This window comes from Bacillus sp. FJAT-45037 (assembly GCF_002797325.1).
Taxonomy (GTDB): domain Bacteria; phylum Bacillota; class Bacilli; order Bacillales; family Bacillaceae_D; genus Alkalihalophilus.
Map to the genome: position 1 here is coordinate 3,031,987 of NZ_KZ454938.1, position 12,911 is coordinate 3,044,897.

General features: G+C 44.4%; 10 protein-coding genes and 3 rRNA genes. All 13 read left to right on the forward strand.

What is annotated here, in order from left to right:
• Positions 1–61 precede the first annotated feature (61 nt).
• A complete protein-coding gene (gene dnaX, locus CDZ88_RS15295) occupies positions 62–1,747 on the forward strand; it encodes a DNA polymerase III subunit gamma/tau (RefSeq protein WP_100374353.1) in 1,686 nt (561 codons plus the stop codon).
• Positions 1,748–1,765: 18 nt separating this feature from the next.
• Entirely contained in the window at positions 1,766–2,077 is a 312-nt protein-coding gene (locus tag CDZ88_RS15300; RefSeq protein WP_100374354.1) for a YbaB/EbfC family nucleoid-associated protein, read from the forward strand.
• 11 nt (positions 2,078–2,088) lie between these two features.
• Entirely contained in the window at positions 2,089–2,685 is a 597-nt protein-coding gene (recR, locus tag CDZ88_RS15305) for a recombination mediator RecR (protein ID WP_100374355.1), read from the forward strand.
• A 13-nt stretch (positions 2,686–2,698) separates the two neighbouring features.
• Complete coding sequence (locus tag CDZ88_RS15310) at positions 2,699–2,920, forward strand: YaaL family protein (RefSeq protein WP_100374356.1); 222 nt, start codon at positions 2,699–2,701, stop codon at positions 2,918–2,920.
• Positions 2,921–2,992: 72 nt separating this feature from the next.
• Positions 2,993–3,256, forward strand: coding sequence for a pro-sigmaK processing inhibitor BofA family protein (locus CDZ88_RS15315; protein WP_100374357.1), 264 nt, complete (start codon positions 2,993–2,995; stop codon positions 3,254–3,256).
• Positions 3,257–3,627: 371 nt separating this feature from the next.
• Positions 3,628–5,179, forward strand: a 16S ribosomal RNA gene (locus CDZ88_RS15320).
• A gap of 271 nt (positions 5,180–5,450) precedes the next feature.
• Positions 5,451–8,387 (forward strand): 23S ribosomal RNA (locus CDZ88_RS15325).
• A gap of 246 nt (positions 8,388–8,633) precedes the next feature.
• Positions 8,634–8,749, forward strand: a 5S ribosomal RNA gene (gene rrf, locus CDZ88_RS15330).
• Together the 16S, 23S and 5S rRNA genes form the textbook arrangement of a ribosomal RNA operon.
• A 325-nt stretch (positions 8,750–9,074) precedes the next feature.
• Complete coding sequence (locus CDZ88_RS15335) at positions 9,075–9,296, forward strand: sigma factor G inhibitor Gin (protein WP_232718759.1); 222 nt, start codon at positions 9,075–9,077, stop codon at positions 9,294–9,296.
• A gap of 174 nt (positions 9,297–9,470) precedes the next feature.
• Complete coding sequence (locus CDZ88_RS15340; RefSeq protein ID WP_100374358.1) at positions 9,471–10,922, forward strand: aminotransferase class I/II-fold pyridoxal phosphate-dependent enzyme; 1,452 nt, start codon at positions 9,471–9,473, stop codon at positions 10,920–10,922.
• Complete coding sequence (gene tmk, locus CDZ88_RS15345; protein ID WP_100374359.1) at positions 10,919–11,548, forward strand: dTMP kinase; 630 nt, start codon at positions 10,919–10,921, stop codon at positions 11,546–11,548. Before CDZ88_RS15340 ends, tmk begins: the two co-directional genes overlap by 4 nt.
• A 27-nt stretch (positions 11,549–11,575) precedes the next feature.
• Positions 11,576–11,905: a cyclic-di-AMP receptor gene (locus CDZ88_RS15350; RefSeq protein ID WP_100374360.1), complete on the forward strand. Its 330-nt coding sequence runs from the start codon at positions 11,576–11,578 to the stop codon at positions 11,903–11,905.
• Positions 11,906–11,920: 15 nt separating this feature from the next.
• Positions 11,921–12,910, forward strand: a complete 990-nt coding sequence (gene holB / locus CDZ88_RS15355) for a DNA polymerase III subunit delta' (protein ID WP_100374361.1) — start codon at positions 11,921–11,923, stop codon at positions 12,908–12,910.
• Position 12,911 lies beyond the last annotated feature (1 nt).

Sequence of the window (12,911 nt, forward strand, 5' to 3'; positions counted from 1 at the left end):
TTATCGCCTTTTAAATCGATATAATATGTAGTAGTCAGTAAAGAAGAAGGAGTGGGATGATATGAGCTATCAAGCATTATATCGCGTATGGCGACCGCAGCAATTGCGTGATGTTGTCGGGCAAGAGCATATTACAAAAACGCTGCAAAATGCTTTGTTGCAAAATAAATTTTCCCACGCTTATTTATTTTCAGGGCCAAGAGGAACGGGTAAAACAAGTGCAGCGAAGATTATTTCTAAAGCGATTAACTGTGAAAAAGCCCCTGTAGCTGAGCCTTGTAATGAATGTGCGTCGTGTATTGGTATTACAACAGGTGCTATTGTCGATGTCATGGAAATCGATGCTGCATCAAATAATGGTGTTGATGAGATACGTGATATTCGAGATAAGGTAAAGTTTGCTCCGAATGAAGTACGATATAAAGTGTATATTATCGATGAGGTACATATGCTTTCAACAGGTGCGTTTAATGCGTTACTAAAAACGTTGGAAGAACCACCAAGTCATGTTATTTTTATTCTTGCTACAACAGAACCACATAAAATACCATTAACGATTATCTCGAGGTGTCAGCGTTTCGATTTTAAGCGTATTCCTAATGAGGCGATTGTTGGGAGAATGAGCGAGATTTTAGCCCATGATCAAATGGAAGTAGATCAAGATGCTCTTTCTTTGATCGCGCGTGCTGCAGATGGTGGGATGCGTGATGCGTTAAGTCTACTCGACCAGGCAATTTCTTATTCAGATGAGACGTTAACGATGCAGGATGTTCTTGCTATTACAGGAGCTGTTTCAGAAGAGGCGTTGATGAGTCTTGTCGAAGCAATCGCTCAAAAACAAACGGTCCAAGCGTTAGAATTGCTTGATCGCTTAGTGAAAGATGGGAAAGAGCCAAGTCGGATGATGGAGGATCTTATCTACTTTATGCGAGACTTACTACTCTGTAAAACTGCTCCAGAATCAGTTGAACTATTGGAGAGAGCTAAGTCTGGGGAACGCACAAATGAATTAGCTAGTCTATTTGATTTAACTTGGCTCTATCAAGCAATTGATATTTTGAATACATCACAACAAGAAATAAAGTGGTCCGCGCACCCTAAGATTATTCTTGAAATGGCGATCTTACGTTTGATTAATCAACGTGGTGAGCAGTCTTCGGTGGAAACGAAAAATATAGAGGTTCCTAATTTGACGCAATTAGAAGCGAAGGTAGAAGCGCTAGAAAAAGCGTTAAAGCAATTGAAGGCTAGTGGGGCTACAGCTACCGATGGTGATGGGCGTGGGCAACAAGCTGTAAAGCGACCAAAAAAACAAATTCCACAAACGAGAGTGAATACCACGAAAGTGAAGGAGCTCCTAAAAATGGCTTCTAAGCAAGAACTTCATAAGGTTTCTTCGCAGTGGGGTGGTTTAATGGAGCAAGTGAAATCGCAAAATATTCCTGCTCACGCATGGTTGAGTGATAGTCGCCCTGTTGCAGCTGCGGACGGCTTTGTTCTTCTAGCGTTCCAAAATGAAATGCATCGTGATATGATGGATACAAAGTTCCGTCTATTTTTAGAAGAGGTGCTTCAAGACATATTCGGGCGATCAATTACGTTTATGACCCTACTTCAAAACCAGTGGGAACGATTGAGAGAAGAGTATGTGAAAGAGCAACGAGGAGATGCTGAAGAAAGTGACCCTGTTGTAGATGAGGCACTGAAATTAGTAGGCTCTGACCTAGTTGAAATTATAGATGGTTAATTTAAGGAGGATATTATAATGAAAAACATGGGTAGTATGATGAAGCAAATGCAAAAAATGCAAAAGCAAATGATGAAAGCACAAGAAGAGCTAAAGGAAAAGACAGTCGAAGCAACAGCTGGTGGTGGAATGGTTACCGTTATTGCTAGTGGCGATAAGCGCATTGTTGATGTGCAGATCTCTGAAGATGTAGTAGACCCGGACGATATCGATATGCTTCAAGACTTAGTTCTAGCTGCAACGAACGAAGCGTTGAAAAAAGCTGATGAGTTAGCTGAACAAGATATGGGTAAATTCACTAAAGGAATGAACATGCCAGGAATGTTCTAGGAGGTTGTCATTTGCAATATCCAGAACCAATTGCAAAGTTGATCGAGGGGTTTATGAAATTGCCGGGCATCGGGCCTAAGACTGCAAGTCGCCTCGCATTTTTTGTGCTCGATATGAAAGAAGATGATGTATTGGATTTCGCTAAAGCGTTAGTCAACGCTAAACGAAATCTGACGTATTGTTCAGTCTGTCTTAATATTACTGATTCAGATCCTTGTCGCATATGCGAAGATAATCACCGTGATCGATCAACTGTCTGTGTGATACAGGAAGCTAAAGATGTAATCGCAATGGAGAAGATGAAAGAATATCGTGGTCAATATCATGTACTTCACGGAGCGATTTCGCCAATGGACGGGATTGGACCAGAAGATATTAAGATCCCTGAATTATTAAAACGGCTACAAGATGATACCATTACTGAAGTGATCATTGCGACAAACCCCACTATTGAAGGGGAAGCAACAGCGATGTATATTTCACGCCTAGTTAAACCTACAGGGATAAAGGTAACAAGGATTGCTCATGGGTTACCTGTTGGTGGCGACTTAGAATATGCAGATGAAGTTACGTTATCTAGAGCTATAGAAGGAAGACGTGAACTGTAGACTGGAGGTTGTCATGTTTTTCCGGAAAAAGGGAAGGTTACGAAATGAAGAAAACGAACGTCTGCTTCATGCTATCGAAACGATGAAAACGCGATTGGATAGCGAGAGACATTTTGTTGCTCACGGCGTCGACCCGTCTGATGACATCCTTACACGTATTAAAATGAATGATTCGATCTACTCGTTTCTACTTAGAGAGGTCAGAAAGCAAAATGTTCAAAAGAACAAGCTATAAAACACAGCTTGTTCTTTTTTTTGTTCTTAGAGCATAAAATGGAGGAAAGACAAGCTAATATGAGGTGGTTGAATGGATCCGATACTAATGATCGTGCTAATGGCTGGACTTGTAGTTTTATTATTAACAATGGGGGCGCCGGTTAAACCAATTCGCTTAGTAGGGCAGTTAGCTGTAAAAGTAGTCATTGGAGCGTTGTTACTTTTTTTTGTGAACGCGTTTGGTTCTTTCTTTGATTTTCATATACCTATTAATGGTGTAACGGCTCTTGTATCCGGATTGCTCGGTATTCCTGGTTTGCTTCTATTGATTATTACAAAACAATTTATACTATAATGTCAAAGTGAGAGCACTCTTCTTTATATAGAGAGTTCTCGCTTTGCTTTGTTTATAAACTAGTGTAAATGAGAATCGTATAATAGGAGTAAAACTTTTTTCTGAAAAACTATTGCATACTTTACTTAAACCGTGTTATATTATTACATGTCGCTGAGACAACAACGCAACACGCGCTGCTGATAGGCGGAAAACATCTTAATGAAAATTATTGACATAATGTTAATGGAATGTTAAGATAATATTAAGTTAATAATGTCGCTAACAACGACAGAACAAACAAACGTTCTTTGAAAACTGAACAAAAGCCAAGCGAAAAAAATGAGATACATGATATCTCGTCAATGTTTTATTTTGAGCAATCAAACACTTTTATGGAGAGTTTGATCCTGGCTCAGGACGAACGCTGGCGGCGTGCCTAATACATGCAAGTCGAGCGGATCAATGGGAGCTTGCTCCCATTGATTAGCGGCGGACGGGTGAGTAACACGTGGGCAACCTACCTATAAGATTGGGATAACTCCGGGAAACCGGGGCTAATACCGGGTAATCCTTTTCTCCACATGGAGGAAAGGTAAAAGATGGCTTCGGCTATCACTTATAGATGGGCCCGCGGCGCATTAGCTAGTTGGTAAGGTAATGGCTTACCAAGGCGACGATGCGTAGCCGACCTGAGAGGGTGATCGGCCACACTGGGACTGAGACACGGCCCAGACTCCTACGGGAGGCAGCAGTAGGGAATCTTCCGCAATGGACGAAAGTCTGACGGAGCAACGCCGCGTGAGTGATGAAGGTTTTCGGATCGTAAAGCTCTGTTGTTAGGGAAGAACAAGTGCCGTTTGAATAAGGCGGCACCTTGACGGTACCTAACCAGAAAGCCACGGCTAACTACGTGCCAGCAGCCGCGGTAATACGTAGGTGGCAAGCGTTGTCCGGAATTATTGGGCGTAAAGCGCGCGCAGGCGGTCTTTTAAGTCTGATGTGAAAGCCCACGGCTCAACCGTGGAGGGTCATTGGAAACTGGGAGACTTGAGTACAGAAGAGGAGAGTGGAATTCCACGTGTAGCGGTGAAATGCGTAGATATGTGGAGGAACACCAGTGGCGAAGGCGACTCTCTGGTCTGTAACTGACGCTGAGGCGCGAAAGCGTGGGGAGCAAACAGGATTAGATACCCTGGTAGTCCACGCCGTAAACGATGAGTGCTAGGTGTTAGGGGTTTCGATGCCCTTAGTGCCGAAGTTAACACATTAAGCACTCCGCCTGGGGAGTACGACCGCAAGGTTGAAACTCAAAGGAATTGACGGGGGCCCGCACAAGCAGTGGAGCATGTGGTTTAATTCGAAGCAACGCGAAGAACCTTACCAGGTCTTGACATCCTTTGACCACCCTAGAGATAGGGCTTTCCCCTTCGGGGGACAAAGTGACAGGTGGTGCATGGTTGTCGTCAGCTCGTGTCGTGAGATGTTGGGTTAAGTCCCGCAACGAGCGCAACCCTTGATCTTAGTTGCCAGCATTCAGTTGGGCACTCTAAGGTGACTGCCGGTGACAAACCGGAGGAAGGTGGGGACGACGTCAAATCATCATGCCCCTTATGACCTGGGCTACACACGTGCTACAATGGATGGTACAAAGGGCTGCAAAACCGCGAGGTTGAGCGAATCCCATAAAGCCATTCTCAGTTCGGATTGTAGGCTGCAACTCGCCTACATGAAGCCGGAATTGCTAGTAATCGCGGATCAGCATGCCGCGGTGAATACGTTCCCGGGCCTTGTACACACCGCCCGTCACACCACGAGAGTTTGTAACACCCGAAGTCGGTGGGGTAACCTTTATGGAGCCAGCCGCCTAAGGTGGGACAGATGATTGGGGTGAAGTCGTAACAAGGTAGCCGTATCGGAAGGTGCGGCTGGATCACCTCCTTTCTATGGAGTATTTTAACTCTAGTCGATGTATGACCTTGGGTCATATGCGCTTTGGATCTTTTGTTCAGTTTTGAGAGAACACAAAACTCTCAACATAAGCTAAGGGAATAAGGAACCACGCTAAGTTCGCAACGTCCTGTTGCAACGCCTGGTACTTACATCCTGTAAGCATTGTTCTTTGAAAACTAGATAATGAAATGTAAACATGATTGTTCATCGAAAGATTGAACGAGATTGTCAAGAATTCAACAACCTTTTTTAATTTTTTTTTGGTTAAGTTAGAAAGGGCGCACGGTGAATGCCTTGGCACTAGGAGCCGAAGAAGGACGCGACGAACAGCGAAATGCCTCGGGAAGTTGTAAGTAAACGTTGATCCGAGGGTATCCGAATGGGGGAACCCACTATTCGTAATGGAATAGTACCCATGCCTGAATACATAGGGCATGAGGAGGCAGACCTGGGGAACTGAAACATCTAAGTACCCAGAGGAAGAGAAAGCAAATGCGATTACCTGAGTAGCGGCGAGCGAAACGGTAACAGCCCAAACCAAGAGGCTTGCCTCTTGGGGTTGTAGGACACTCAATACGGAGTTACAAAGAAATAGGATAGGCGAAGCGATCTGGAAAGGTCCGCGGTACAAGGTAACAGCCCTGTAGTCGAAATTCTATTTTCTCCTGAGTGGATCCTGAGTACGGCGGGACACGTGACACCCCGTCGGAATCCGGGAGGACCATCTCCCAAGGCTAAATACTCCCTAGTGACCGATAGTGAACCAGTACCGTGAGGGAACGGTGAAAAGCACCCCGGAAGGGGAGTGAAACAGATCCTGAAACCGTGTGCCTACAACTAGTTGGCGCCCATTAACGGGTGACAGCGTGCCTTTTGTAGAATGAACCGGCGAGTTACGATGTCGTGCAAGGTTAAGCTGATAAGGCGGAGCCGTAGCGAACGCGAGTCTGAATAGGGCGATGAAGTACGACGTCGTAGACCCGAAACCGTGTGATCTACCCATGTCCAGGGTGAAGTTCAGGTAACACTGAATGGAGGCTCGAACCCACGCATGTTGAAAAATGCGGGGATGAGGTGTGGGTAGGGATGAAATGCCAATCGAACTCGGAAATAGCTGGTTCTCCCCGAAATAGCTTTAGGGCTAGCCTCGAGGCTGAGAGTTTTGGAGGTAGAGCACTGATTGGACTAGGGGTCCCCACAGGATTACCGAATTCAGTCAAACTCCGAATGCCAAAAACTTTTACTCGGGAGTCAGACTGCGAGTGCTCAGATCCGTAGTCAAGAGGGAAACAGCCCAGACCATCAGCTAAGGTCCCCAAGTATACGTTAAGTGGAAAAGGATGTGGAGTTGCCCAGACAACCTGGATGTTGGCTTAGAAGCAGCCACCATTTAAAGAGTGCGTAATAGCTCACTGGTCGAGTGACTCTGCGCCGAAATGTACCGGGGCTAAACGTATCACCGAAGCTATGGATTGACACCGTTGGTGTCAGTGGTAGGGGAGCGTTCTAAGTGCAGCGAAGTCAGATCGTAAGGACTGGTGGAGCGCTTAGCAGTGAGAATGCCGGTATGAGTAGCGAAAAGAGGGGTGAGAATCCCCTCCGTCGAAAGCCCAAGGTTTCCTGAGGAAGGCTCGTCCGCTCAGGGTAAGTCGGGACCTAAGCCGCGGCTGAAAAGCGTAGGCGATGGACAACAGGTTGAAATTCCTGTACCACCTCCTCACCGTTTGAGTAATGGGGGGACGCAGTAAGGTAGGGTAAGCGCGCGGATGGATATGCGCGTCCAAGCAATTAGGCTGAGAAGTAGGCAAATCCGCTTCTCGCGAAGGCTGAGTTGGGATGGCGAGGGAAATTTAGTACCGAAGTTCCTGATCCTACACTGCCTAGAAAAGCCTCTAGCGAGGTGAGAGGTACCCGTACCGCAAACCGACACAGGTAGGCGAGAAGAGAATTCTAAGACGCTCGGGAGAACTCTCGTTAAGGAACTCGGCAAAATGACCCCGTAACTTCGGGAGAAGGGGTGTTCTATTAGGGTGTATGCCCGAGAGAGCCGCAGTGAATAGATCCAAGCGACTGTTTAGCAAAACCACAGGTCTCTGCGAAGCCGCAAGGCGAAGTATAGGGGCTGACACCTGCCCGGTGCTGGAAGGTTAAGAGGAGGGGTTATCCTTTGGGAGAAGCTCTGAATTGAAGCCCCAGTAAACGGCGGCCGTAACTATAACGGTCCTAAGGTAGCGAAATTCCTTGTCGGGTAAGTTCCGACCCGCACGAATGGTGTAACGATTTGGATACTGTCTCAACGAGAGACCCGGTGAAATTATAGTACCTGTGACGATGCAGGTTACCCGCGACAGGACGGAAAGACCCCATGGAGCTTTACTGTAGCTTGATATTGGATGTTGGTACAGCTTGTACAGGATAGGTAGGAGCCTTTGAAGTCGGAGCGCCAGCTTCGACGGAGGCGTCGGTGGGATACTACCCTGACTGTGCTGACATTCTAACCTCGGACCGTCATCCGGTTCAGGGACAGTGTCAGGTGGTCAGTTTGACTGGGGCGGTCGCCTCCTAAACAGTAACGGAGGCGCCCAAAGGTTCCCTCAGAATGGTTGGAAATCAGTCGAAGAGTGCAAAGGCATAAGGGAGCTTGACTGCGAGACCTACAAGTCGAGCAGGGACGAAAGTCGGGCTTAGTGATCCGGTGGTTCCGCCTGGAAGGGCCATCGCTCAACGGATAAAAGCTACCCTGGGGATAACAGGCTTATCTCCCCCAAGAGTCCACATCGACGGGGAGGTTTGGCACCTCGATGTCGGCTCATCGCATCCTGGGGCTGAAGTAGGTCCCAAGGGTTGGGCTGTTCGCCCATTAAAGCGGTACGCGAGCTGGGATCAGAACGTCGTGAGACAGTTCGGTCCCTATCCGTCGCGGGCGCAGGAAATTTGAGAGGAGCTGTCCTTAGTACGAGAGGACCGGGATGGACACACCGCTGGTGTACCAGTTGTTCCGCCAGGAGCATCGCTGGGTAGCTACGTGTGGACGGGATAAGTGCTGAAAGCATCTAAGCATGAAGCCCCCCTCGAGATGAGATTTCCCATGGAGTTAATCCAGTAAGACCCCTTAGAGATGATGAGGTTGATAGGTCTGGTGTGGAAGCGTGGTGACACGTGGAGCTGACAGATACTAATCGGTCGAGGACTTATCCAAAATTATTCTTGACACATGTTTACGAAACCACGCTAAGTTCGCGACGTCCTGTCGCAACGCCTGGTACCCACGTCCTGTGGGCATGATCTAGTTTTGAGAGAACAACTCGCAATTTTATATGATTCACGAAGAGGATCAAAGAGTTCGAGGAAGCAACGTAGGTCCTACCCGGAGCGTATCAAGCATACGGGAGGATAGGAACAAGGAAGCTGACGAAGAAATCTGCCGATCATCTGAAGTGATAAGTTTGGTGGCGATAGCAAAGAGGTCACACCCGTTCCCATGCCGAACACGGGCGTTAAGCTCTTTTGCGCCGATGGTAGTTGGGGGCTTCCCCCTGTGAGAGTAGGACGTTGCCAAGCATTTAAAAAGCATTCCATTTATGGGATGCTTTTTTGTTTGTAAAATGAATAAACAAGATAATAAACAATTCGTTGGTTGATATAATAGAGTTTTTGTTGAATCGGTTGGTAAGTTTCAAAAACTGTAACCGTAATGTTCGGAATTCGATAAGTTGAAATGTTTTTGCCCCATCTTCTTTTTTTTCTTTATAAACTGTAGGGAATAGTTTATCATTTTTCTCGGGATAGGCACTTTTTATTCATAGGATGAATAGGCTAAAGAAAGTGGAAGTTCGACGGATTGCGAGTGTTTTTGAGAGTATAAATGAGAGAAGCGATGCCGACAATGAGACTAGAGGTGATACAGGTGAAAAAAACTAGGGTCATTCATGTACGGCTTGGGGAAAATTGTGTTTGTTGTCAACGGATACGACATGAGGGCATACGATTATTTAGTACGTTTATTTGCCAAGGGTGTGAAAGAGAGATTATTACAACTGATTGTCAAGATATAGAGTATGAAACAAAAATCGATCGACTAAGATATATACTCCCAACTAAAAAATAAGAATATGTCTTTATAGGCTGGCTTTAATCTTGGTTTTCACTTCTACACAGCTTTAATGTGTATTGTATAAGTGATCCTATTGATTGAAGGCAGTTTTTTATTTGAATACATTTAATGAGACCAACTGACATAAAGGAATAAGATCTTTTATAATAGAAGAAAGGGGTGCAGAGAATGAATCATAAAGGAATTAAAACACCACTCATTGATGCTTTAAAAAATCACAGAAATCGCTCTCCATCCTCTTTTCATGTACCAGGACATAAGAGTGGGAAAATAGTACAAGAAGCTCATATAGAACCATTTCAGTCGATTTATCCTTATGATGTAACAGAGCTCGATGGACTTGATGATCTTCATGAAGCTACTGGAGCAATCCTTAAAGCTGAACAAGCTGCCGCAAAATTATATGGGGCAGTGGAGACTGCTTTTTTAGTAGGTGGTTCAACAGTTGGTAATTTAGCTATGGTTCACGGATTATGTGAGGCAAATGATCAAGTTCTCATGCAGCGAAATAGTCACAAATCAATGTTGAACGCAATAGAATTATTCCAAGTAGAACCTATTTTTTTAGCTCCTGAATATGAAGAAGTGACTGGGCATGCCCTAGGACCTTCAGTAGAAACGGTAAAACAAGCATTAGAAGAATACCCAAAAGCAAAGGTGTTATTTTTAACATGTCCTAATTATTATGGTGTAACTATAGAACTTAAAGCAATAATTGAGGTTGCTCATATAGCTGGAGTTCTTGTTTGTGTAGATGAAGCGCATGGGGCTCACTTTGTGTTAGGAAAGCCTTTTCCACCCTCGGCTTTGCAGCTAGGAGCAGACGTCGTTGTCCAGTCCGCTCACAAAATGCTTCCTGCCCTTACCATGGGATCTTTTTTACACTTTCATCCTCAACTAGCTAAAGCGCAAATCAAGGGTATTAGAAGGTCGTTAACGATGCTGCAATCAAGTAGCCCCTCTTATTTAATCATGGCTTCTCTTGATGGGGCGAGGGCATTTGCCGCAGATATCACACAAGACGAAATTGATAGAATTATAGCAGGAGTTCAAGCGTTGACTCACGAATTAGCTACTATTCCACAATTAAACGTTGTTGAAAGAGTAGGCTCTCCCTATTCATTTGATCCTTTAAAGGTTACAATAAAGTCAAGAACTCAGTTGTCAGGATTTGATTTGCAGAAGTTATTTTTTAGTGTAGGACTTGATGTGGAATTAGCGGATGAGCATCATATCTTACTCGTCTTTGGCCTCGGTACTCATTGGAACAGGGATGAAGTTGTAAAGAAAGTCAGGAGCGTCTTGCACCCATATGAAGTGATCAAACGAGACATCATTTCACTTAAAGATGGGAAAAAGGTTGCAAAACTTCACGTAGGCTCAACGCAAATAAGGAAATCAAAGAAAATAAATGTAGCTAGTGATGAAGCGGAAGGTTTTATTGCGGCAGAAGCGATTATTCCTTACCCACCAGGCGTTCCAGTTGTGTATCCAGGTGAGGTTATTGACCATCAAGTAATTACAGAGGTCAATCAGCTTCATGAAGCAGGGGCTACCTTTCAAGGGTTAAACCCTGTCAAAGATGGATGGATGGTTATAGATTTGGAGGAAGAACAATGAAGGATGGATTATTTATTACCGTTGAAGGTGGCGAAGGAGCAGGGAAAACCACCGTAGTGGATAAAATCGAACAAACTATGCGTAATCAGGGGATTCCTGTGATGCGAACGAGAGAACCAGGCGGAATTCGTATTGCTGAACGCATTCGAGAAGTAATTTTAGATATTGAACATACCGAGATGGACGCAAGGACCGAGGCTTTGCTGTATGCAGCAGCTAGAAGGCAACATCTTGTTGAAAAAATTATCCCTGCCTTAAAAGAAGGGAAAGTCGTCCTGTGCGATCGGTTTATTGATAGCAGTTTAGCTTATCAAGGTCATGCGAGAGGAATTGGATTTGAGGATGTTTTAAAGATTAATGAGTTCGCTATTGAAGGACATTATCCCAATCTGACGCTCTATTTCGATATTAATCCTGAAGTTGGGCTTGCTCGGATTGAGCAAAATAAAGAGCGTGAAATTAATCGACTAGACCAAGAGGTGTTTGATTTTCACAAAAAAGTCCAAGAGGGCTATAAGAAAGTAATTAGCAAATATCGAGAGCGTGTAGCTATTATAAATGCAGAACAAGAAGTTGATGCGGTGTATGAAGATACGATGCGTGTCATTAATAAGTACTTGGCATAATGATTTAAGCATAAAGGGGTGGGTCTATTGAAATTAGTTATTGCTGTAATACAAGATAAAGATAGTAATCGTCTGTCAGATGGTTTAGTTAAGGCGAATTATAGAGCAACCAAACTTTCGAGTACGGGGGGATTTTTAAAAGCAGGAAACACAACATTTTTAATTGGTACGGAAGACGAACATATAGATGAAGTGAAACAAATTATTAAAGAGAACTGCCAAAGTCGCAACCAACTAGTTGCTCCAATCTCTCCAATGGGTGGCAACGCTGACTCCTATGTGCCTTATCCTGTTGAAGTACAGGTGGGTGGGGCAACGGTTTTTGTTGTACCAGTAGAACAGTTTGAACAATTTTAAAGGTGATTAATTGATATGGAATCTTGGAATCAGTTAAAAGAGAGTCAACCTAGAGTCGTACAACTTTTATCAAAAAGTTTAACAAAAGACCGCTTAGCCCATGCTTATTTATTTGAAGGAAGCAAAGGGACGGGAAAAAAGCGCGTGGCTTTGCAAGTTGCAAAAAGCTTTCTATGTAAACAGAGAGAAGGAGCCGAGCCTTGTCAGGTATGTGTAGATTGTAAGCGAATCAATCATGGCAATCACCCAGACGTTCATAGTATAGAGCCAGATGGATTATCGATCAAGAAACATCAAGTCGAGCATTTACAAAAAGAATTTACGTTTCGCGGAGTAGAGTCCGGAAAAAAGGTATACCTTGTTTCGAATGCTGATAAAATGACAGCAAGTGCTGCTAATAGTTTGTTGAAATTCTTAGAAGAACCAACCGCTCCGACACTGGCTATTCTAATGACCGAGCAAGCAAATAGAGTTTTACCGACGATTCAATCACGTAGTCAGCAATTAAGTTTTTCGCCATTACCGCCGGAACAATTCAGAGCACGATTAGAAAGTAGAGGCGTGTCAAAGACGTTAAGTGCGATAATTGCTGGATTAACTTCAAGTGATGATGAAGCAAATGTGTTATTAGACTCAGATTGGATTGCACAAGCACGAAGCGTAGTGATACAATTAAATGAAGAGCTTTATCAAAGACCTCATCAAGTTTACTTTACGATTCAGGATAAATGGCTGAATACGTTTAAAGAACGTCGTGAGCTTAAACTTGGTTTGGATATGATACTCTTATGGTTGAGAGACCTTTTATATACACAGGTTGGCAAAACCGATCAATTGGTTTTTGTTGATCAACAGACGTTGCTAGAGCAGCAGGCCTTCTCTAGCTCACAGGAGAGAACGAGTCAAAATATGTCTTTTGTACTCGAAGCAAAGCGCCATTTAAGCGCGAATGTTAGTCCTCAGCTAGTCATGGAGAAGCTGTTTTTTAGCATACAGGAGGGATAGA